This is a genomic window from Kibdelosporangium aridum, from assembly GCF_900176515.1.
GTDB lineage: Bacteria > Actinomycetota > Actinomycetes > Mycobacteriales > Pseudonocardiaceae > Kibdelosporangium > Kibdelosporangium aridum.
Genome location: NZ_FWXV01000001.1, coordinates 698,540 through 718,818, shown reverse-complemented (window position 1 = coordinate 718,818; position 20,279 = coordinate 698,540). Strand labels below are relative to the sequence as shown.

The 20,279-nt window shown below is 65.5% G+C and carries 22 protein-coding genes; 8 read left to right on the top strand and 14 right to left on the bottom strand.

The features are described 5' to 3' along the window. The first annotated feature begins 193 nt into the window (after nucleotides 1–193). Entirely contained in the window at nucleotides 194–985 is a 792-nt protein-coding gene (locus B9C43_RS02825; RefSeq protein WP_084424440.1) for an SDR family oxidoreductase, read from the top strand. On the opposite strand, the gene B9C43_RS02820 is transcribed toward B9C43_RS02825, so the two are convergent. The 5 genes from B9C43_RS02820 to B9C43_RS02800 are packed head-to-tail and all read right to left on the bottom strand — an operon-like array spanning nucleotide 972 to nucleotide 6,354. Next, complete coding sequence (locus B9C43_RS02820) at nucleotides 972–2,732, bottom strand: HtaA domain-containing protein (RefSeq protein ID WP_084424439.1); 1,761 nt, start codon at nucleotides 2,730–2,732, stop codon at nucleotides 972–974. The genes B9C43_RS02825 and B9C43_RS02820 overlap by 14 nt on opposite strands. Next, nucleotides 2,725–3,585, bottom strand: coding sequence for a hypothetical protein (locus tag B9C43_RS02815; protein WP_084424438.1), 861 nt, complete (start codon nucleotides 3,583–3,585; stop codon nucleotides 2,725–2,727). The genes B9C43_RS02820 and B9C43_RS02815 overlap by 8 nt, the downstream gene beginning before the upstream one ends. After that, nucleotides 3,585–4,349, bottom strand: coding sequence for a heme ABC transporter ATP-binding protein (locus tag B9C43_RS02810; RefSeq protein WP_084424437.1), 765 nt, complete (start codon nucleotides 4,347–4,349; stop codon nucleotides 3,585–3,587). The genes B9C43_RS02815 and B9C43_RS02810 overlap by 1 nt, the downstream gene beginning before the upstream one ends. Continuing rightward, a complete protein-coding gene (locus B9C43_RS02805) occupies nucleotides 4,346–5,359 on the bottom strand; it encodes a FecCD family ABC transporter permease (RefSeq protein ID WP_235038403.1) in 1,014 nt (337 codons plus the stop codon). Before B9C43_RS02805 ends, B9C43_RS02810 begins: the two co-directional genes overlap by 4 nt. Continuing rightward, nucleotides 5,356–6,354: a heme/hemin ABC transporter substrate-binding protein gene (locus B9C43_RS02800; protein ID WP_235038402.1), complete on the bottom strand. Its 999-nt coding sequence runs from the start codon at nucleotides 6,352–6,354 to the stop codon at nucleotides 5,356–5,358. The genes B9C43_RS02805 and B9C43_RS02800 overlap by 4 nt, the downstream gene beginning before the upstream one ends. Nucleotides 6,355–6,430: 76 nt before the next feature. Between B9C43_RS02800 and B9C43_RS02795 the strand changes: the two genes are divergently transcribed. Then, nucleotides 6,431–6,928: a hypothetical protein gene (locus tag B9C43_RS02795; RefSeq protein ID WP_084424436.1), complete on the top strand. Its 498-nt coding sequence runs from the start codon at nucleotides 6,431–6,433 to the stop codon at nucleotides 6,926–6,928. A 342-nt stretch (nucleotides 6,929–7,270) separates the two neighbouring features. Continuing rightward, nucleotides 7,271–8,083, top strand: coding sequence for an NAD(P)H-binding protein (locus B9C43_RS02790; protein WP_084425547.1), 813 nt, complete (start codon nucleotides 7,271–7,273; stop codon nucleotides 8,081–8,083). Here B9C43_RS02790 and speB read toward each other — a convergent pair. Then, complete coding sequence (gene speB, locus B9C43_RS02785) at nucleotides 8,080–9,069, bottom strand: agmatinase (protein WP_084424435.1); 990 nt, start codon at nucleotides 9,067–9,069, stop codon at nucleotides 8,080–8,082. The two genes, B9C43_RS02790 and speB, sit on opposite strands and share 4 nt — an antisense overlap. 18 nt (nucleotides 9,070–9,087) lie before the next feature. On the opposite strand from speB, the gene B9C43_RS02780 reads away from it, so the two are divergent. Continuing rightward, nucleotides 9,088–10,194: a DmpA family aminopeptidase gene (locus tag B9C43_RS02780; protein ID WP_084424434.1), complete on the top strand. Its 1,107-nt coding sequence runs from the start codon at nucleotides 9,088–9,090 to the stop codon at nucleotides 10,192–10,194. Here the strand turns inward: B9C43_RS02780 and B9C43_RS02775 are convergent. The 4 genes from B9C43_RS02775 to B9C43_RS02760 form a co-directional block, all read right to left on the bottom strand. Beyond that, on the bottom strand, nucleotides 10,184–11,455 hold the full coding sequence (locus tag B9C43_RS02775; protein WP_160096267.1) for an amidohydrolase family protein: 1,272 nt from the start codon (nucleotides 11,453–11,455) through the stop codon (nucleotides 10,184–10,186). The two genes, B9C43_RS02780 and B9C43_RS02775, sit on opposite strands and share 11 nt — an antisense overlap. 67 nt (nucleotides 11,456–11,522) lie before the next feature. After that, the gene (locus tag B9C43_RS02770; protein ID WP_033379901.1) at nucleotides 11,523–11,960 is read right to left on the bottom strand and encodes a response regulator; all 438 of its coding nucleotides are present in this window, start codon (nucleotides 11,958–11,960) and stop codon (nucleotides 11,523–11,525) included. Continuing rightward, entirely contained in the window at nucleotides 11,957–13,396 is a 1,440-nt protein-coding gene (locus B9C43_RS02765; RefSeq protein WP_084424432.1) for a sensor histidine kinase, read from the bottom strand. The genes B9C43_RS02770 and B9C43_RS02765 overlap by 4 nt, the downstream gene beginning before the upstream one ends. Then, nucleotides 13,393–14,586, bottom strand: a complete 1,194-nt coding sequence (locus tag B9C43_RS02760; protein WP_235038401.1) for a PP2C family protein-serine/threonine phosphatase — start codon at nucleotides 14,584–14,586, stop codon at nucleotides 13,393–13,395. The genes B9C43_RS02765 and B9C43_RS02760 overlap by 4 nt, the downstream gene beginning before the upstream one ends. 147 nt (nucleotides 14,587–14,733) lie before the next feature. Here B9C43_RS02760 and B9C43_RS02755 point away from each other — a divergent pair, with 147 nt between their 5' ends. After that, the gene (locus B9C43_RS02755; RefSeq protein WP_160096265.1) at nucleotides 14,734–15,333 is read left to right on the top strand and encodes an HAD family hydrolase; all 600 of its coding nucleotides are present in this window, start codon (nucleotides 14,734–14,736) and stop codon (nucleotides 15,331–15,333) included. Here the strand turns inward: B9C43_RS02755 and B9C43_RS02750 are convergent. The 4 genes from B9C43_RS02750 to B9C43_RS02735 are packed head-to-tail and all read right to left on the bottom strand — an operon-like array spanning nucleotide 15,308 to nucleotide 18,717. Beyond that, entirely contained in the window at nucleotides 15,308–15,943 is a 636-nt protein-coding gene (locus tag B9C43_RS02750; RefSeq protein ID WP_235038400.1) for a TetR/AcrR family transcriptional regulator, read from the bottom strand. The genes B9C43_RS02755 and B9C43_RS02750 overlap by 26 nt on opposite strands. Nucleotides 15,944–15,950: 7 nt before the next feature. Next, a complete protein-coding gene (locus tag B9C43_RS02745) occupies nucleotides 15,951–16,937 on the bottom strand; it encodes a PDR/VanB family oxidoreductase (RefSeq protein WP_084424428.1) in 987 nt (328 codons plus the stop codon). Beyond that, entirely contained in the window at nucleotides 16,934–17,779 is an 846-nt protein-coding gene (locus B9C43_RS02740) for a metal-dependent hydrolase (protein WP_084424427.1), read from the bottom strand. Before B9C43_RS02740 ends, B9C43_RS02745 begins: the two co-directional genes overlap by 4 nt. A 56-nt stretch (nucleotides 17,780–17,835) precedes the next feature. Then, nucleotides 17,836–18,717, bottom strand: coding sequence for a TIGR03620 family F420-dependent LLM class oxidoreductase (locus tag B9C43_RS02735; RefSeq protein WP_084424426.1), 882 nt, complete (start codon nucleotides 18,715–18,717; stop codon nucleotides 17,836–17,838). 79 nt (nucleotides 18,718–18,796) lie between these two features. Between B9C43_RS02735 and B9C43_RS02730 the strand changes: the two genes are divergently transcribed. The 3 genes from B9C43_RS02730 to B9C43_RS02720 all read left to right on the top strand — a co-directional run bounded on the left by B9C43_RS02730 (nucleotide 18,797) and on the right by B9C43_RS02720 (nucleotide 20,273). Next, entirely contained in the window at nucleotides 18,797–19,333 is a 537-nt protein-coding gene (locus B9C43_RS02730) for a TetR/AcrR family transcriptional regulator (protein WP_084424425.1), read from the top strand. 135 nt (nucleotides 19,334–19,468) lie between these two features. After that, nucleotides 19,469–19,759 carry a hypothetical protein gene (locus tag B9C43_RS02725; protein WP_033379916.1) on the top strand — a complete coding sequence of 97 codons (291 nt, stop codon included), beginning with the start codon at nucleotides 19,469–19,471 and terminating at the stop codon, nucleotides 19,757–19,759. A gap of 10 nt (nucleotides 19,760–19,769) precedes the next feature. Further along, on the top strand, nucleotides 19,770–20,273 hold the full coding sequence (locus B9C43_RS02720) for a mycothiol transferase (protein WP_084424424.1): 504 nt from the start codon (nucleotides 19,770–19,772) through the stop codon (nucleotides 20,271–20,273). Nucleotides 20,274–20,279 lie beyond the last annotated feature (6 nt).

The window sequence follows — 20,279 nt, the reverse complement described above, 5'->3', positions numbered from 1 at the left end:
GTCCAACGTTCCGGCACCTTGAATTCCCTCAACGGACCGGAAGGGGAATTTCGTAGTGCCGCAATGAGGGACACGGTGAGCCGGAACGGTGGACACGATGACGAAGGGTGGGTTGACACAACCTTGCCATCTCCGCCACGATGGGGACCGATCAGTCCGGGACCGATCGGTCCGTAACACTGGAGGGCTCGCAGTGGATCTGCAACTGGCGGGGAAGACCGCTGTCGTCACTGGCGGCAGCAAGGGGATCGGTTTGGAGACCGTTCGCCTGCTTCAGCAGGAGGGCGTCAAGGTTGTCAGTGGTTCTCGCTCGATAACGCCGGCACTCAAGGAAACCGGCGCCTACCCGGTCACCGTTGACCTGTCCACATCGGATGGGCCGCAACGGTTGATTGACGAGGCCCTCGCGCATCTTGGCGGCATTGACATCCTGATCAACAACGTGGGTGTCGGTGACAGCGAGAGCCTTGTCGAAGGTGCGACCAAGAATCTGCTCACATTGCCGGACAGCGCCTGGGAAAGCGCCTTCGACCTGCACTTCTACAGTGCCCTGCGCGCGACGAGGGCCGCTTTGCCGAGCCTCATCGAACGCAAGGGCGTTGTGGTCAACGTTTCGTCGACCGGAGCGCGGCTCGTCGGCGGCGGCCCGGTCAACTACAACGTTTCCAAGGTTGCCCTGAACGCACTGACCAAAATCACGGCCGAGCAGTTCGGCGGCGAAGGCGTTCGTGCGATCACGGTCTCCCCCGGCCCGGTCAGCACCGGTGTGTGGACCGACGAGGACGGGTTCATCGGCAAGGTCGCTCGCGCGCAGGGGATCACGCGCGAGCAGTTCAAGGAGACGCTGCTCGACCAGCTGGGCGCCTACACAGGTCGTATCTCCACGCCGGAAGAGGTCGCCCGGCTGATCGTGTTCGCCGCGTCCCCCAACAACATCACCGGATCCGATTACCTGATCGACGGCGGCATGATCAAGTCCGCTTGACCCTTCGTCCGAAGTAGACCATTCCGGCGCCGGACATCAGCAACAGCGCACCGAGCGTCAACAGCCCGACCGGGTTGACGCCGGTGTTGGCCAGTTCGGCCGGCCGGAAGTTCAACGGCGGCACCAGATCCTCCGCAGCCTCGGTCGCACCGGCTGGCGGCGTCGAAGCCGGTGGCGGCAGTGAAGAACACGCGGCACCGAGCGTGATGGTCATGGTGTCGAGCTTGTCACCAGCGGCGTAGAACCCGGCGAACGCCTCAGAACTCGCCAGAGTCGCGGCAACGCCGGCGATCGTCACCACTCCGTCGGCATTCGTCGCCTTCGCCGCGTCCAGATTCAGCTTCGCCAGTTCGACGCCGGTCAGCTTGGCCGGCTTACCCGGCGCGCCCTCTTTCGCCGTCAACTCGACGTCCGCGAACAACGATCCCGTCTTGCCGTCGACAACCACTCGCGGATTGCCGAGGTGCACAGTGAAGAGGTGCGCCGGGTAGTCGAAGCTGATCATCCCGCCGAACACGACCTCGAACTTGGTGTCCGATGTGTACCTCGCCGACTTGAACGGATACCGGTGCGCACCGGTTGCCACACCGTTCTGATTGGGCACGACGTCGATGTCCGTGATCGCGGCTCCGCCGGAGGCCTTGATGCTGTTGCCGCTGCCGTTGCCCACGTACTGCCGGAAGCTGCGTTTGAAGCCCCACACCAGGTCGCCCTTGTCGAACTGGGTGCTTGCCTCACACTCGGCCGGGACGTCCGCGGTGAAGGTCACGGTGCCTGCGTCGACCTCCGTGCCCTTGGGATAGAACCCGGCGAACGCAGCCGCGCCGTCCTCGGTCAACGCCGCCGACTTGATCTTCACGGTGACGCTACGCCCGGACACCACCGGCTTGCCGTCGAACACCAAGTCGGCGTACGCGATCTCCTTGGGCCCGAACACTTTCTCCGGCTGCGCCTTGGTCCCGTAGAACGCCGTGTTGACCGTCGCCTGCAGCACGCCCTTGCCGTCGGGGTTGATCACGATCTTCGGGTTGGCCAGGCCGTAGTCCCAGATCGTGTGCGCCTCGTAGGCGAAAATGACCTTGCCGGAGAACTGCACCTCGCCCTTGCCCGCGCGCGGGTCGAAAGATGCCGACTTGAACGGCCACACATAAGGCAACGGTGGTGTGCCTGCGTTGTCGAAAGCGGCGCCTTGGGACGGTGTGATCGTGCCGCCGCGCGCGATGTAGCCACGCCAGGAGGCCTTGATCCCCCAGTTCAGCGCGCCGTCGAGTGGGTTGCCGGCCGCCTTGAACTTCAGCGGGATGACGATGTCCTTCGACGTGTCAGGGTTGTCCCACGGGAAGATCATCACGTAGAACTGCTCGTTCGCCGCGCTGATCGTCTCGCCGCCCGCGGTGTAGCTTGCCTTGACCGTCACCTCGGTCTGCCATGTGCCGTCCGGCTTCAGGTCGATGCCGAACTGCCAGTTCTCCTTCAGCAGCTTGCTGTACTGGGTGAAGGTCGTGGTCGCCTTGTCCCGCCAGCCTGTCCGCTGTGGACCGATGCGGACACCGTAGCCCTTGCCGTCACCGAACTTCGGGTCGAAGGCGGTGCCCTTGATGGTGATCTTCTGCCCGGCCGGGTCCAAATCGCTGGCGCTGGACAACGACACGCTCGGCTTCGCCTGTTGTGCCGACGCTGGCGCGGGCGCCGCGACCAGCAGCAACGCCCCCAGCGCCACCACGCCTAACCGTCTGACCTTACTCATCGCTTGTCTCTTTCTGCGCTGATCCCTTGTGGGCACCAAGGCGTCGACGAGACAGCACCAGACCACCCACAGCCACCAGGACGAGGACCGGAATACCGATCAGCAGCCAGAGGTTCGGCCCAGTGTCCCGTGGGAGTGGCTGCGCCTGCGCCGCTGGCTCCGGAGTTCGCGCCTCGCTCGTCGTCTCCACCGATGTGGTGGTGACGGAAGTCGAGGTGGTCGTCGTCGGAGGAAGTGAAGTGGTGGTCGCCGCCGGAGGCGTGGTCGTCGTCGCCTTCGGTTGAGGTGGTGGTGCGGGCTGCTGGTCGGGAACAGCGAAACTGATCGGGGTGAAGGTCTCGTTGTTGGCGTTCACCACGCCGTGCGCGCCGACCGTGATCACACCGCAACGCGACTTCAGGCAGTCTACTTCGGACACGCCGCCTGATCGGTCGGCGGCTTTGAAGCGAGGGCCGGGGATGTTCAGCCTGGTGCTCCACGTACCGTTCTCGGCAACAACACCGCCATTGGCCGACGCGGCCGTATCACTGCCTGGGAACGCCACAAAACGCTGATAACCGTTGTTGTCCTTGGTTTCACGGTCCTGGACGTACTTGAACGTCGCCCCGCTGGCACCGCCCTTGCTTGGCCGCCATGAACCGCCATCCGGGTCGGAGACCCAGCCGAAGAACACGTAAATTCCGCCATGACCGTTCTTCACGGACTGAAAACCCTTGCCCTGCAAGGTCAATGTTGTGGCGTACTGCGGGTCTGCGGTCGCGGGCGACACCGACACGGTCGCGCCCTGCGCGTATGCCGGAGTCGCCACAGCCAGCCCCAGAACGGCGGCCAAGCCCAGAACACGTGCTCTCATTACCCCTCCCGATACGGCATGACGACTGGTCGGCCAGTACGCGGATGCGCGAACACCTCGACGCGGTGTTGATAGACCTCGCTGAGCAACGCCTCGGTCAGCACCTCGGCGGGCGAGCCGTCCGCGACGACTCGGCCAGTGGATAGCACCGCTATCCGGTCTGCGTGCGCGGCCGCGAAACCTAGGTCGTGCAGAACGACCAGAACCGCGTCGCCTGCCGAAGCGCGTTTCCCTGCGATCTCCAGAACTGACTCGGCGTGCTTCAGGTCGAGCGCGGCCGTGGGCTCGTCAAGCAGGAGAATTCCGGTCTGCTGAGCCAAAACCCGAGCCAGTGCCGCACGTGCCTGTTCCCCGCCGGACAACGAGTTGAAGTTCCGTCCGGCGAAAGCCGTCGTGTCGGTCAGCGCCATGACTTCGGCGACCACCTCATCATCGTCTCCGGAGTCCCACGGCGCGCGACCCATTCGGACGACCTCGTCCACAGTGAACGGAAACGACAATGTGATCCGTTGGGGCAACACCGCCCTACGCCGCGCCAGCTCCTTTGTGGACCACTTGGCCAAGGACCGCTCGCCCAGCTGGACCTCGCCCGACTCTGGCGTCAGGTCACCGGCGAGCACACTGAGCAAAGTGGACTTTCCCGAACCGTTCGGCCCAACCAGCGCCAGTACCTCACCAGCGTGCAGCCGCAAGGACACGTCCCGAAGCACCGGTTGGCCACCCAGCCGCACGCTGACGCCGTCGGCCCGCAACACCTCCGTCATGCCCAACCACCAGCCCGACGCCTTGTCCGGCGCAGCAACCAGAAGAACAACGGGCCACCGACCAACGCGGTGAGCATGCCGATCGGCAGGTCGACGAACGTGATCAGCCCGCGCGCGCCAAGATCCGCCGACACCAGCAGCAAGGCTCCACCCAAGGCGCTGGCCGGAAGCAAGACACGGTGTCCAGGTCCGACAACCATCCGAATCGCGTGCGGCACAACGAGGCCGACGAACGCGATCACTCCCGTGAACGACACTGCGGCCGAAACCATCAGCGCCACAAGCACAATCGCGCCCATACGCAATGCCTCGACGTTCACGCCGAGATGCCTGGCCGAACGCTCCCCCAGCGACAACAGATCCATCCGGCGCGCCAACGTCATCGCCAACACGAGGCCGACCGCCGCGAGCGGGATCACCGTCCACACGTACGGCCATCGTGCGCCCGCGATGCTGCCCAGTTGCCAGAACACGATCTGCTCACGCGCCTGCTGATCACCGAGGAACGTCAGGAACGCGATCGCAGCCCCGGCAACGGCGTTCACCGCGATGCCGGTCAGCAGCAACGTGACGACCTCGGTCTTGCCCCGGGATCGGGACATGACATACACCGCCATGGTCGTGGCCAGCCCGAAGGTGAACGCGAAGATGGGCGTGGTGAACTGGCCAAGGAAGCTCCACTGGAACACGATCGTCAGGCACGCACCGACCGCGGCGCCAAGCGAAACCCCGACCACGCCAGGCTCAGCGAGCGGGTTGCCGAAGATCCCTTGCATCAGCGCGCCGGTAACCCCGAGAACCCCGCCGACCAGCAGAGACATGATCACCCGAGGGAAGCGGATGTTCCACAGCGTCGCTTCGGCGGCCGGATCACCGGCTTTGCCGCCGAAGACCGACGTGACGATGTCAGCAAGCGGGATCGGGAACTGGCCGATGGACGCGGAGACCAATGCCATCACGACCACGCCGACAATGAGCGTCGCGAACAAAGCGACGACTCGAAGCTTCACTTGGCGGTCCCGTACAGCGCCTTGGCCAACGCGTCCAAGACGCTCGCGGTGAGCGGGCCGAACCCGAGGATCTGGTGGTCGTCCATGTCGATGATGCGCCTGTTCTGCCCCGCAGGCGTTTGCGCGACGCCGGGCAGTTGCAGGACGCCGTCGACACCACCGACCGACTGAAGTCCCTTTGTCATCAACAGGATGACGTCCGGCCTGGCCTTGACGAGTGCTTCGGGGTTGATCGGCCTCATGCCGTCCATGCCCGCTTCGGTCGCCACGTCGACACCGCCGACAGCCTCGATCAACGAATCGACGCCGCTGCCTCTGCCGAACATGTAGTACACGCCGGCTTGCCCACGCAGGTAGAGAAAGACGATCCGCGGTTTCTGGTTTTGCGTCTTCGCAACGGTGGCCTTGGCCTCAGCGATCTCCTTCGTCGTGCGCTCGACGAGTTGCGCACCGGCCTCGGGCACGCCCAGCGCGTTGGCGACTTGCCCGACGATCTCGTTGACGTTGTCGATCGTGCGCTTGGAATCCGTTACCACGACAGGAATTCCGGAGTCGCGAAGCTGCAGCACGACATCCCACGGGCCGAGGGTTGTGTCCGTGATCACGACGCTCGGCCGCAGGGTCATGATCGCCTCGGCGTTGAGCTGATGCCCGTTCGCCGTGATGACAGGCAGGTTCTTGGCAGCGGGAAAACCCGTCGAGGTGTCCCGGCCGACGACCTTGTCACCAAGCCCCAGACCGAAGACGGTGGCGGCGAGCGTGCCGTACGTGTCGAATGCCAGGACGCGATCCACGCTGGTCACGGTCACCTTCGTGCCCTGGTTGTCGGTGACCGTGACCGGCAGTTTCGGTTGCGGCGCGGGGGTGATCGGCACGATGTCCGGCCGTGCGACAACCGCGGTGATTGGTCCAGTGGGTGCAACGGTGGAAGTGCTCGCCTCGGGCGCAGAACAGCCCGCCAGCAGAAGTCCTGCGACCAAAACCCGTCTCAACACGGGCTCGACATTAGCTTAGCCTTACCTAATAATCTAGTCCGACTCCCACCACGGTCCGTCACAAGAAGGGCTGTTCATGGTTCGCAAGTCAGTGACACTCGGCCTCGCGGCGTTCGCCGTGCTCGCGCTGGCCACCCCGGCATCGGCCGCCCCAGGTTCCGGCTCCAACAACGGAAGAACGTTGTCGGCGTCGAACGCCACCGGCCTCAACCCGGCGGGCGAGACGATCACCGTGTCCGGCACGGGATACGACCCGAGCAAGGGCTACTACGTCGCGCTCTGTCAAGTACCTGACGACTACCACTACGGCGAGAATCCGACGCCGTGCCTGGGAGGCAACGGGCAAGGAGGAAGCGGAGTCGGCGCATCGGCGTGGGTGACCAATACGCCGATCGGCGGCAACCCAACGACGCCGATCGCGGCGGACGGCAGCTTCACCACGCAGATCCGGATCACGCAGAGCGGCACGAACCTGGATTGCAGCGTGGTGACGTGCGCGGTCGTGAGCAAGCGGGACCACATGGGGCTGGGGGATCGCAGCTTTGACGTGTTCATCCCGGTGAGCTGGAGTTGAGTAGCTGAAGAAGGGGCTGCCACGCCGGGGATCAAGGCGTGGCAGCCTCCCGTGCGGAACGAACAAATGGGTGTCTGCCATGTTCATCCGCTCGCCCCAGCTCCCATCCCGATGGCGGGGAGTTGTTCACCATGGAGAAGGCACTTTCGAAGCCAGTGCGCTCAGACAGCGCGCCTTTCTCGAAGTACCAGTCGCCATGAAACTCGGCCCACCTAACTCACTGGCTCGCCACTGAACAAAACGATGCTTCGTATCGACAACACGCGGGGCGGTTTCGAGGTCACCCGGGTCATCCTAGAGAGTGCTTGACTTCCAGTGAACTTGAACTTTTACGTTCGGCACATGACGTATTTGGTGACGGGAGCGACCGGGAACGCCGGACGGCAGGTGGTCGAGCACCTGCTGCGCAAGGGACAACGGGTGCGGGCATTGACCAGGCATCCCGAGAAGGCGGACTTCCCCGACGAAGTCGAGGTCGTCGCCGGCGACTTGATGGATCCGTCGACGCTGGACTTCCGTGGTATCACGGGTATTCATCTGCTGACTATCGGTGGCGACGACTACGCCACGCTCAATACCGGTCCCGACATCGTTGCGCTGGCTGAAAAACAGGGCGTACGCAAGATTGTCACGTTGTGGAACGGACAGCCTGGTCCGGTCGAAACGGCCGTCGAAGCCGGCAGTCTGGAGTGGACACACATCGAGCCCACCGACTTCATGAGCAACTCCTTGCACTGGGCCCAAACCATCCGGACCACAGGCAAGGTCGAAGAACCCTTTGCCGACAGCCTCAACGCTGCCGTGCACCCGGCCGATGTCGGCGCGGTGGCGGCTACCGTCCTCGTCGAGGATGGGCACGCGGGCAAGCGTTACTCGATAACTGGGCCGGAACCGTTGACACCACGGCATAAGCTGGACCTCATCAGCGACGCCATCGGCAAGCCCCTTGAGTTCGTGGAGCTCACCGAGGCCCAAGCGCGCCGCAACTGGCAGAAAGCCGGGCACGCCGACGAGATGATCGAGATTCTCGTCGCGTGGCAGTCCAACCCGCCGCCTGCCGCCTACACCGTGACGACGACCGTCGAAGACATCACTGGGCAAAAGCCGAGGTCCTTCCGGCAATGGGCCGAGGAGAACGCCGACAAGTTCCGTTAACGGCCATCCAGCAAAGGCCGCAACGGATCCCAAGCCTCGCCTGTGCGGCGATGTGCGATCGCGGAAAGCGCTTCGAGCACCACGCGATTGGCCAAGGCCGCGGTGATGTCCGCGTGGTCATACGGCGGGCTGACCTCGACGACATCGATGCCGACGACGGGCAACTCCAGGCAGATGCGACGCACGGAGTCCAGCAGTTCGCGCGCGGACAAGCCACCGGGCTCCGGTGTGCCGGTTCCTGGGGCGTGCCCTGGGTCGCAGACGTCGATGTCCACCGAGAGGAAGACCCCGTCGCAGTCGTCCGTCGCGATTTCGAAGGCTTCGGTCAGACAGGAAGAAAGGCCACGCGCCACGATCTCGGACATCTCGTACGAGCGCATCCGCTGCTCCGCCATCCACTTCAGCACATCGGACCCCGGCCAGTAACCGCGCAGGCCGATCTGCAGGAAACGGTCCCCGCGCAGCGCACCGGACTCGATCAGCCGTCGCATCGGTTGACCGTGGCCCCACAGTGAGCCGAACTCGATGTCGCCGGTGTCGGCGTGCGCGTCGAAGTGGATCATCGAGACCCGGCCGTGGCCAAGCACATCGGCCACACCGCCTGCGTCGGGGAAGGCAATCGAATGGTCACCGCCCAGAATCAACGGGATGGCGCCGGCCCGCACCACCTTCGCGACCTCGCCACGCAATGTCGTCAACGAGCGCTCCGCATCACCGGAGAACATCTCGACGTCACCGGCGTCGAGCACGCGAAGGTCACGCAACCCGTCGGTCCGCAACGCCAGACTTGGCCGGGATCCGTGCTGTCCAAGGTAGTCAGTCGTCCGAATGGCCTTGGGCCCGAAGCGGGTCCCCGGCCGGTGTGATGTGCCGCCGTCGAAGGGCGCGCCGACGACCACCACGTCGGCGTCCGCATAGGACGATGGATCGTCCAGGTCGCAGCGTGGAACGCCAAGAAACGTCACATCCGGGCCATACATCGCCATGGTCTCTATTGTGGCCTTATGACCGACGCTTGGCACTACACACCTTCAGACCGTCCGCGGGCACGTGCGCTGACCATTCCTTTTCCCGGTCAGCCCGCCGCGCTCAACTCGATCACCGACGTCCCCGGCGTCGAGGTCGGCTACGAGACGCTCATCGAGGGCGACGACGTCCGTACTGGTGTCACGGCGATTCTGCCGCGTGGCAAGCAAGGTGTCGGGGTGAGCTGCGCGTCCGGTTTCCATTCGTTCAACGGCAACGGCGAGCTGACCGGATCACATTGGCTTGCCGAAACCGGTCTGCTCGGCTGGCCGGTGATGATCACCAACACGTACGCCGTCGGACCGGTGCACCGCGGTGTCATCGACTGGGTCGTCCGTGAACAGCCCAACCAGACACCCTGGGACTTCCCTGTTGTCGGTGAGACCTACGACGGCTACCTCAACGACATCAACCGCTCGACCATCACGGCTCAACACGCGGTGAACGCCATCGACAACGCCAGGACGGGCCCCATCGAGGAAGGCTCGGTCGGCGGAGGGACCGGCATGAACTCCTACGGGTTCAAAGCCGGTAGCGCAACCGCGTCCCGCAAAGTCCGGTACGCCGGAACGGACTACACGGTCGGAGCGTTCATCCAGGCCAACTTCGGCTCCCGCCGCCAGCTGACCATCGCCGGACGCTCGTTGGGCAAGGTCTTCGCGGACGACAACCCCATGGCCGAGACCAATTGGTTCCTGCCTCCCGGCGCTGGGTCGGCGATTGTCGTCGTCGCCACCGACGCGCCACTGCTCCCCCAGCAGTGCGCGGCGCTCGCCCGCCGGGCCACGATCGGGCTCGGTCGGACCGGGACGACCGGCAACCACAGCTCAGGCGACATTTTCCTGGCGTTCTCCACCGGGAATCCCGGGGCGCTGAGCAACCCTCCCGCAGCGCAGCGGGAAGCCTTGTCACGCCTGGAATTCGTACCGTGGCACGGGATCGATCCCTTCCTGGAGGCAACCGCGTACGCCGTGGAGGAAGCGGCGATCAACGCGATCGTGGTCAGCGAGACGATGATCGGCCGCGATGGCCACCGCTCCCCCGCGATCCCTCGGGAACGCCTGGTCGGCCTGTTCAGCGAGTGATCGGCGCGCCGTTGCGCCAGACGGCCGAGATACTCCGCATCGCGGTGATGTCCCTGGTCGGGTCGCCGTCGACCAGCACGAGGTCGGCGCGCAGGCCCCGCCGGATGCGGCCACGGTCAGCGAACCCATAGATGCCCGCGGGTGTCGCGGTGGCCGCCGTCAACGCCTCACGCGGCGTCAAACCGGCACGGACCAGCAACTCCAGCTCGACCAGAAGGCTGACACCGTATGCGACACCGGGAATACCGGAGTCCGTGCCCACGGTGATCGGCACACCCGCGTCATGCAGGATCTTCACGTTACGCATCGCCGGCTGCAGCACCGGACGCTCGAAACCCCAAGGTGTGTCGAGGAAAGCGCGCTGGGTGGCGGAAATGTACGGCGCCACCCTCGGATCGTTGACCACCGCGTTGGAAGCCGGGTTCGCCGCGGACTCCCATGAACTCCACACGGTCAGCGTCGGGTTGACGAACGCGCCCGTACGCTTTGCCAGCGCGACCGTGTCGGCGGACGCGACCTCGTCGAAGAAGATGTGCACCAGACCGTTCACCCCGGCCTGCAGACCGACGCGCGCGAGCCTTTGGCTGGTGGCGTGCGCGACCGCGGGCATGCCCAGTTTCTTGGCCGCCGCGACCAGTTTGTTCGTCTGGTCGACCGACAGCACCGGGATCGGCTTCGTGGTCACCAGATTGCGGTCTTCCAACGCCAGTTTCAGGTGGTCGGAGCCTTCAGCACGGCGGGCGGCGACAAACTCAGCCGGCACCGTGTCCGGCTCGACCAGCGGGATCTTCAGGCCGGAGTCGGTGCCGTGGCCGCCGGGAACGGTCGCCCACCAGCCCGCCGTCCATAGGTCCGAGTTCGCCGTGGGCGCGTAGGACTGACGCTGCTGTTTGAACGGGCCGTGCACGGTCGGGTCGCTGACCATGTCCAGCTCAGTGGTCACGCCGAAGCGCGGCGCGTCCGTGCGCACAGCACCGGTGTGGTGCACGTGTCCATCGATCATCCCTGGCAGCAACGTCTTGCCACGGCCGTCGACCACGTGCACCGACTCAGGCACGCCGCCCCGCTCGAGCACCGACACGATCCGGCCGCCCGAGACGACGACGTGACCTCGGTCGATGACCCGTCTACCGTCGAAGATCCGGACGTTGGCGATGACGAACGTCGCGGGCGCGGCCGCCGCTTCGGTCACACCGAATGCCAGCGCACCCGGCACAGCCACACCTGCGGCGAGCACGCTGCGACGGCTGATTTTCGGCACGGGAACAACATGGGACAAGCACATGTCTCAAACTCCCCAGTTCGACTAGGAGTCCCACGCTACTCCTTCACTGGGGCAGTTTGACCACCGTGAGGAAGAAATCGTCGATCTGCCGGACCGCTTCGACGAACTGGTCGAAGTCGACGGGTTTTGTCACGTACGCGTTGGCGTGCAGCTGATAGCTGCGCATGATGTCCTCGTCGGCCTCGGACGTCGTGAGGATCACGACCGGAATGGTCCGCAGATCCTCGTCGCTCTTCAGCTCTGCCAACACTTCCTGGCCGTTCTTGCGGGGCAGGTTGAGGTCCAGCAGGATCAGACCGGGTCGTGGCGCGTCTTCGTACGGCGCCTCGCCGCGCACGAACTGCATGGCTTCGACGCCGTCGCTGACCACGTGCAACTTGTTGCGGACCTTGTTGTCAGCCAAGGCTTCCTTGGTCATCAGCACGTCGCCCGGATCGTCCTCGACGAGCAGGATGTCGATCGGCCGCAGCGCTTCGGTCATGGTTTCTTCTCCCCAACGGGCAACGTGAAACGGAAAGTCGTGCGGCCGTTCGTCGCCGAGGTGTCCAGCCAGATCCGTCCGCCGTGGTGTTCAACGATCTTACGGGCCATCGCCAGGCCGATACCCGTGCCCGGATAGGCGGCACGGGGGTGCAGCCGCTGGAAGATCACGAAGATCCGGTCGGCGTACTCCGGGTCGATACCGATCCCGTTGTCGCTCACCGAGAACGTCCACTCGCCGTCGCCTGGTTCGGCTGTGATCTCGATGTGCGCCGGCTCCTCGCCACGGAACTTGACGGCGTTGCCGATCAGGTTCTGCATCATCGTGGTCAGCAGCGACTCCTCGCCACGCACTGGCGGCAGTTCGGAAACCGTGATGTCCGCACCGGTCTGCTCGAGGTTGCCGATCGCGGTCCGCACGACCTCGCCCATGTCCACGTCCGCGAACTCGCCGGTGCCGCGACCGACCCGGGAGAACGCCAGCAGGTCGTTGATCAGCACCTGCATCCGCCGGGAACCGTCCACAGCGAACGCGATGTACTGCTCACCGCGCTCGTCCAGCCTGCCTTGGTAGCGGCGCTGGAGCAGCTGGCAGAAACTGATCACCTTGCGCAGCGGCTCCTGCAGGTCGTGCGAGGCGACGTAAGCGAACTGCTCGAGGTCCGAATTGGACCGTTGCAGCTCGTCGGTCTCAGCGACCAACCGCTTGCGCAAGGCCTCGACGTCCTCGGCCAGCTGCTTCAGCTCCTGTGGCCCGTCGCCGGGCGGGATGGCACGGGAGATGTCGCTGGTCGCCGCCCGGATCTCATTGGCCAGGCTGAAGACCGGGCGCGCGACCCGGCGGTGGAACCCCAACGCCAGCAACACGAACAGGATCACGAGCAACGCGACGGCGACGGCGAACACGACAGTCAACAGGATGGCGGAGCGCAGCAAGGTCTGCCGGTTGGCCTCGCGTTCAGCGGTGAGGTTGGCGCGCTGGCTGTCCAGCGCCGCGCGTACCGCGTCGAACTGCGCTTTTCCAGTTTCGACAAGGGTTTGGTCAGTCGGTGCGCCGACCATCCGTTCGGCGGTCGCCTGCCATTCGACGGCTTTCGCCAGCACCAGGTCCAGATCGGCGCCCGCGGGGGTGCCTTCGACCGCGCCGAGCCTTCGCATGTCGGCGACGGATTGCTGCTGCTGCGTCCGCCCCTCTTGGTACGGTGTAAGGAAGTCCACCCGACCGGACAACAGGAATCCGCGCAAGCCGGTCTCCTGCTCGAGCAGGGACGTCTCCAGCTCACGCTGTTCGATGAGCTCCGGATCGATCTGGTCGACCACCCGCATGCGGGCCTCGCCCAGCTGCGTCAGGCCGATCACGCCGCCGGTGACCGCCGCCGCGAGCACGATCGCCTCGACGACGACCAGCAGCAGCACCCATCGGCGCAGCGTGTTCATCGGGACTCGCGGTGGCTCAGCAGGGCCAGCGCCACGTCGTCGTCCAGTGGGCCCTGGTTGAGGTCCACCACGGTGGCGATCAACCGGTCCAGCACATCCAGCGGCCGCGACCGCCAGTCCGGATGGGCACGCAGGTCACCCAGCACCAACTCCGCCATGTTCTCGTGGCCGAGCCGCTCGGGCATACCCTTCACCTTTCCTTCGAACACGCCGTCGGTGTACATCAGCAGTGCCCAGTCAGGGCTCAGCTGCACATCAACCGGCGCCCACGTGGCGTCCGGCAGTAGACCAAGTGGGACACCCAGGTGCTCCGAAGGCAGCAACCGCCCGGTGGTTCCTTCGATCAGCAACGGCGGCGGATGGCCGGCCAGACGCATCCGCAACGATCGCCTGTCCGCCGCGACGCTGATGGCGCACAACGTCGCGAACGAGTGCTTGATCCGTTCGTGCCGCAGCACGACTTCGATCGTGCGCAACACCTCGCCGGTCGGCAGACCCGCCAAAACCAAGGAACGCCAAGCGATCCGCAGCGCCACTCCCAACGCGGCCTCGTCCGGTCCGTGCCCGCTGACGTCACCGATGATCACGTGCAGTGTGCCGTCCGGCAATTCGACGGCGTCGTAGAAATCGCCGCCGAGCAGCGATCCACCCCGTCCCGGCCGGTAACGCGCGACCAGGTTCAGGCTCGGGTCGGTGAGCAGCGGCGCGGGCAACAAGCCGCGCTCCAGCCGCCGGTTCTCGTCGGCCACCAGCCGCTGCTCCAACAGCTGCCGCTCGGCTTCCTCGGCCCGCTTTCGCTCCCACGCGAATCGCAGGGCCTTGATCAGCAGCAGACCGTCCACCTGGTCCTTGACCAGGTAATCCTGGGCACCGGCCGCGACAGCCGCCACACCGACGGCCTCATCACGGTGGCCTGTCAGCACAACCACGGCCGTCCCCGGCGCGTGCTGCCTCACCTTTGTCAGCGCGGTGAGCCCCATGGCGTCGGGCAATTGAAGATCAAGCAGTACACAGTCGACCTGCAGCCGTGCGCTCAACGCACTGGCCAGCGTGTCGACTCTGTGCATCACCACGTGCTCAGCCACGTCCGCCAGCAGCTCGGACACGAGGAAGGCGTCGCCGTCGTCGTCCTCGACAAGCAGTACGCGCAGCGGTTTCCCCACCCCTGGTGGTGCGTCCAGAACGTCCACACGGCTCCCCTGGGGTGTGGCCGCCCGGCAGGCCATTACCGGTCGGACTCGGGTAGTTCTCGGGTGGCTGACGGTTCAACCGGCGATCATCTTACGGTCCACCGGCGTGGCCACCATTCCAGTACCTCGTGACTCTAGAGTGGGCTGGTGCAGTCACTCGCCGAACGGATCGAGCACTTCCCCGATCCGCGGGCGTTGATCTTCGACTTGGACGGCACCCTCGTCGACACGAAGGCCAACAACCGCCGTGCTCTGTTCGCCACGTTCGCGACGCAAGGGGTGCGCGCCGAAGACATGCCTTCCGCCCCTGAGGGAACGGGTTTCGTCGACTGGTGCGCCCTGCTCGTGGCCGAAGGCCTGCTCTCCCCGGACGTCTCAGTGCCCGCGTTGCAGGAGATCTGTGAGAAAGAGACGCTGCGCACGATCCGGGAGGTTCGGCCGATCGAAGCCGTCGCCGAATTCGCCCGATGGGCTGAACGCCGGTTTCCGCTGGCGATCGCGACCGGCAGTTCGCTGGCGATCGTCGATCCCTTGCTGGCGGCAACCGGGTTGCGCAGGTTGTTCGACGTGGTGGTGACCAGGGACCAGGTGGCCAACGGCAAACCGGCGCCGGATCTTTTCCTGCGTGCGGCCGAGCTGCTCGACGTGCCGCCCGCGCGGTGTGTGGTTCTTGAGGACACGCAGGTCGGGCTGGACGCTGCCAGCCGCGCCGGGATGTCCGCTATGGACGTGCGACCGTACCGATGACTTTCGCTGTCCCGGCGTCGTAGGCCGCGGTCGCCGAGACCATCGCGAGAAGCTGGTCGACAAGCCAGTTCTCCAGGTCCTGCCTGGGCAGGTTGCGCTCCTGCAGCCAGGTCAGCGTCGTTCCCTCGACCACCGCGGTCCAGCAGTTCAACGTCAGCAAAGCCAAGGGCGACGGTTCTTTCACCCCTGCGCGCGCGAGGATCTCCGCGACCGCGTGCCTGCGGACATCGTCGACGACCGCGCCGGTTTCCGCAGTCGCCACAACGGATCCGCCGCGCAACAAGGCGACGAACGCGGCCGCGTGTGACTCCGCGAACGCGATGAACTCACCGATCAGCGACCGCAGTTGGTCAAGCAGCGGGCCTTCCGCCGGTGCGGCGAACCGGGCGATCAGTCCGTCGGCGGCGAACCGGAGGGCGGCCACGTAGATCTCGCTGGGACTGGAGAAGTACCGGTAGAACAACGCACGGGACACGTCCGCGGCCGCGGCTATGTCGTCGATCGAGACCTGCTCGTACGGCCGGGTGCCGTACAGCTCGATCGCGGCCTGGAGCAACTGCATGCGCCGCTGCTCCGGCGCCATCCGCCGCGGTGTCCTCACCAGGCTCATTCTGGCATCACATGTCCAAGACGATCCGGCCGTGGCCCCGGGAGACGCAGATCCTCATCTCGTCACCGCCGACCACCTTCGTGCTGCACGTCCCGCAGAAGCCCTGCCTGCACGAGTACGGCACCGCCGGCACGGCATCGCGGATGACGTCCAGTGCCGTCCGATCGGCCGGGACTCGCAGGACGATTCCGGCGCGGCGCAGTTCGACCTCGAACGGGCGGCCGTCGACGATCGGCGGCGGCGAGAACCTCTCGTAGTGCAGGCCGGTCGCCCGGTCGACACGGACGCCCGCGATCATCGGTGCCGGACCGCAGCAGTACACATGCGTGTTCGGCAGTGCCCACGTGAGCAACTCCTTGCCGCTGACGGGAACGCCGAACTCGGTGTCCGGCCGGATCCACACCCTGGCCGGATCCAGCTCGGCGATCTCGTCAAGGAACGGCATCGAGGCACGACTTCGTCCACAGTAGACAAGGTGCCAGTCCTTGTCCTGTGCCGCTTTGACCATCGGCAGGATCGGCGTGATGCCGATACCGCCTGCGATGAACAGGTACCGGGGGACGTCGATGAACGGGAACGCGTTGCGCGGGCCTCGGACGGTGACCGTGTCACCTTCCCGCAGGGCATGCACTTCTCGCGAACCCGCGCCGAGCTTGCGCACCGCGATCCGGTACGTCCAACGGTCTTCAGGGTCGCCGCACAGCGAGTACTGCCGTTCGATGCCCGACGGCAGGCGCAGATCGATGTGACAGCCGGGCTGCCACGTCGGCAGCGGACTCCAGTCCTCTTTGGACATCGTCAGGCTGACGACGTCCTCGGCCTCGGCTTTGGTCTTGCGCACCACCAGCTTCATGCTCAGGCCCTTGACCGGCCGGACCGGCGGTTCGCTGCGCATGAAGCGCGTCGCCACCTCGTACGCACTGATGGCACGCGCGGCGAACTTCCACATCCGGTCCGTCGGGCGTCTGCCGTACAGATCGGGTGGTGCGCTCATTGCCCAGCCGCCAATGCCGCTGGCGAACTCGCCAGGTACGCCACGGCCTGGCTCGTCGAACCTTCTTGTGACGGGTGATAACTGCGCTTGAAGTACCGCAGCGTGGACCGCGCCAGATGCGGCGTACTGGGGACCAATCCGCGCCTGCCCGCTTTGACGATGTCCCGCCAGCGCGCCTTCTGCGTGGTCCGCGGATCGCTGGCCATGAGGTATCGCACGCCCCGGCTCCATTGCCAGACGAGGAACGGCACTGCCACCGCCATCGCAGCGGCACGGTTGGCGAACCGGCCGTCGATGTGCATGAAGAGGTCGAACGCCACGGAACGGTGTTCGACCTCTTCGGCACCGTGCCACCGCAGCAGATCCAACATCGTCGGGTCCGCTTTGGCCTCGTCGAGCTTGGGTGAATCGAGCACCCACTGGCTGAGGAACGCGGTCATGTGCTCGACGGCCGCGATCACCGCGAGCCTGGACACCAGCCATCGCCTGCCGCCGTCCGGCCGGTTGAGCCGGACCCTGAAGAACCATTCGAGCTGACGCACGTACGGTCCGGGATCGATGCCGTGGTTGACCAGGTGGTCCTGCGCGCCTTGATGGGCCGACGCGTGCATCGCCTCCTGGCCGATGAAGCCGACGACCTCCTCCCGCAGCCGCTCGTCGGTGATCAGCGGCAAGGCCTCCTTGAAGACCTCGACGAACCACCGCTCGCCTTCGGGCAGAAGCAGGTGCATCACGTTGAGGACGTGGGTCGCGAACGGCTCACCAGGGATCCAGTGCGCGGGCAGTGCCGACCAGTTGAACCGCACGTCCCTCGGCCTGAGCGCCAGCTTCTCCGGCTCCATCACGACCCTCCACAGTGAGACCAGATGTCATGATAGACAGATTGTCAGCAAGAGCTCTAGAGCAAAGCCGCGAGCTCACGCCACTCACGCACCGGCAGCTGCTCCGGCGTGGACGTCAGAACCTGCAGGCAGACGTGGTTCGCCCCGGCGTCGACGTGCTCGCGTACCCGTTCAGCGATGGCTTCGAGAGACCGTCCGGGCACGAGCGCGTCGACCAACCGATCGCTGCAGCCGTCGGCGAAGTCGCTTTCGTCGAAGCCCAGACGCATCAGGTTGGCGCGGTGATGCGGGGCCGCCGTCACGTAAGCGGCGACATGGCCACGCTTGATCTCCGGATCCGGATCAAGCACAACGGCCTGTTCAACCGCAAGATAGGCCGACGGCCCCATGCGTTCACGGGCCATCGCCGTGTGTTCCACGGGCACGAAGTACGGGTGCGCACCCCAGGTCAGTTCGGCCGCCAGATCGAGCATCTTGGGCCCGAGCGCGGCGAGAAGCCTTCGGGGCCGCGCCGCCGACGCCGCGTTCAACGGGACTTTGTCCAGGTCCACGAGGTAGTCACGCATTCCGGACACCGGCCTGCCGCTGAAGGGAATACGGTAGCCCTCCCAGTCGAGCTGCACGTCCGGAACACGGTGCCCACCAAGCCCGAGCACGAACCTGCCAGGGTGCTGCTCCCCTAACGAACGTTCCGCCGCTGCCATGGTCATCGGGTGGCGCAGGTAGATGTTCGCGATCCCGGTCGCCACGACCATGCGTTTGGTCGCGTTCAGCAACAGGGCGGCCTGAGACACCGCGTCCCGGCCGAACGCCTCCCCGAACCAGACCGCACCGAAGCCCAGTTCGTCCAGTTCCGCGGCGGTCTCGCGGACTTTCCCGGCAGGGTGCGGGTCGAACCCGAAGGTCCAGATACCAAGCCTGCCCAGGTCGTGCTGCATGTCGTCTCCAGTAAAGTGAGGTTGCCTCCGTTTCAACCGAGCATACGGAGGCAGCCTCCGGTTGGCAAAGGAGATTGGCATGCGAGCCGACGCGCGCCGCAACTACGAGCGGCTGCTCAAGGAAGCCGACGTGGCGTTCCGGGAACGCGGGACCGACGCGTCGCTCGAAGACATCGCCCGCAGCGCCGGAGTAGGCATCGGCACGCTCTACCGGCACTTCCCCACGCGTGACGCCCTGCTCGAAGCGCTGCTGCACGACCGGTTCGTCGCGTTGGGCGACCTCAGCACGGAGTTGCTTGAGTCGTCGGAACCCCGGGTCGCCTTGATCAACTGGCTCAGCGAGTTCGCGCGGTCTTCGAACCGGTACGAGGGCCTGCCCGCGTCCGTTGTGGCGACGCTGAACAACGAGAAATCCCAGCTCTACGCGTCGTGCCACGCGATGAGCGACGCGGGGGCGCGCCTGCTCGCCAAAGCCCAAGAGGCCGGCGAGGTGCGGGCGGACCTCAAGGCCGGCGAGCTCCTGCTTCTGGTGGCGTCGCTGTCCTGGGCCAACGAGCACAGCCCCGACAGCATCGACCGGTTTCTGACTCTGCTGGTCGAGGGCATCAAGGCCTGAAGTGTTCTGCGTGATCCAGACACAGTGGACTACCCGTCGAAGACGACGGCAAACCACCTGACGGTGCGGTTTGTTCCATAGTGGACACGCCGATTCCTGTTGTGCCGAAACTACGACGACAGGGGTAGGTGGGTCATGCTGAACTTGATCATGGCTGGTGTCCTAGCCGTGGCACCGGTCAGTGCCGCGCCGACCGCGTTGGCCATCTGTGACTCGGTGACGCAAATAATGCTGTGCAAGCCAATGGACACCTTGAGTTTGCCGCCAGAACCGACAATCGGCGACGCACGCGTGGAAGCGAAGCGCAGGTACGGGCAGCTGCCATGGGTGTGCGACCTGAACATCGCGGGCCGCGTCGAGGTCGAGACCTGTGTGTTCCCACGGGATCCGGACCAGACGCCGTTGCGTGAGGTGCTGAGCAGGTAGTGTCAGTGGAGTGACTAGCGCAGAGTTGCTCGTCGACGCGTTCGGCCGAGTGCGGGAGGAAGTCCACGCGGTGGTGGACGACCTGAGCATCGACGACCTGACCTTCCGGGTCAACGACAGTGCGAACACCATCGCGTGGCTCGTCTGGCACCTCACCCGGGTCCAGGACGACCACCTCGCCGGCGCCGCGGACGTCCCGCAGGTGTGGACCGAGCAGGGCTGGTTCGACCGATTCGGCCTGTCATTGCGCAAAGCCGACATCGGCTACGGCCACAGCGCCGCGCAGGTTGCCAAGGTCAAGGCAAGCACTGACCTGCTGATCGGCTACTACGACGCGACCCACGAGCAGACGATCGAGTACGTGCAGGCATTGAAGGACAAGGATCTCGGGCGGATCGTCGACGAGGGGTGGGATCCGCCGGTGACGTTGGGTGTGCGGCTGGTCAGCGTGATCTCCGACGACCTGCAGCACGTTGGCCAAGCGGCCTTTGTCCGAGGCCTGCTCGGCAAGTGACGGACT

What these genes read in the sequence shown, in the direction of transcription:
- B9C43_RS02725 (WP_033379916.1), top strand. Translation starts at nt 19,469, where the DNA reads ATGCTGAACTTGATCATGGCTGGTGTCCTAGCCGTGGCACCGGTCAGT.
- B9C43_RS02745 (WP_084424428.1), bottom strand. Translation starts at nt 16,937, where the DNA reads ATGAGCGCACCACCCGATCTGTACGGCAGACGCCCGACGGACCGGATG.
- speB (WP_084424435.1), bottom strand. Translation starts at nt 9,069, where the DNA reads ATGGCGATGTATGGCCCGGATGTGACGTTTCTTGGCGTTCCACGCTGC.
- B9C43_RS02740 (WP_084424427.1), bottom strand. Translation starts at nt 17,779, where the DNA reads ATGGAGCCGGAGAAGCTGGCGCTCAGGCCGAGGGACGTGCGGTTCAAC.
- B9C43_RS02820 (WP_084424439.1), bottom strand. Translation starts at nt 2,732, where the DNA reads ATGAGTAAGGTCAGACGGTTAGGCGTGGTGGCGCTGGGGGCGTTGCTG.
- B9C43_RS02750 (WP_235038400.1), bottom strand. Translation starts at nt 15,943, where the DNA reads ATGAGCCTGGTGAGGACACCGCGGCGGATGGCGCCGGAGCAGCGGCGC.
- B9C43_RS02790 (WP_084425547.1), top strand. Translation starts at nt 7,271, where the DNA reads ATGACGTATTTGGTGACGGGAGCGACCGGGAACGCCGGACGGCAGGTG.
- B9C43_RS02780 (WP_084424434.1), top strand. Translation starts at nt 9,088, where the DNA reads ATGACCGACGCTTGGCACTACACACCTTCAGACCGTCCGCGGGCACGT.
- B9C43_RS02815 (WP_084424438.1), bottom strand. Translation starts at nt 3,585, where the DNA reads ATGAGAGCACGTGTTCTGGGCTTGGCCGCCGTTCTGGGGCTGGCTGTG.
- B9C43_RS02730 (WP_084424425.1), top strand. Translation starts at nt 18,797, where the DNA reads ATGCGAGCCGACGCGCGCCGCAACTACGAGCGGCTGCTCAAGGAAGCC.
- B9C43_RS02810 (WP_084424437.1), bottom strand. Translation starts at nt 4,349, where the DNA reads ATGACGGAGGTGTTGCGGGCCGACGGCGTCAGCGTGCGGCTGGGTGGC.
- B9C43_RS02795 (WP_084424436.1), top strand. Translation starts at nt 6,431, where the DNA reads ATGGTTCGCAAGTCAGTGACACTCGGCCTCGCGGCGTTCGCCGTGCTC.
- B9C43_RS02770 (WP_033379901.1), bottom strand. Translation starts at nt 11,960, where the DNA reads ATGACCGAAGCGCTGCGGCCGATCGACATCCTGCTCGTCGAGGACGAT.
- B9C43_RS02765 (WP_084424432.1), bottom strand. Translation starts at nt 13,396, where the DNA reads ATGAACACGCTGCGCCGATGGGTGCTGCTGCTGGTCGTCGTCGAGGCG.
- B9C43_RS02735 (WP_084424426.1), bottom strand. Translation starts at nt 18,717, where the DNA reads ATGCAGCACGACCTGGGCAGGCTTGGTATCTGGACCTTCGGGTTCGAC.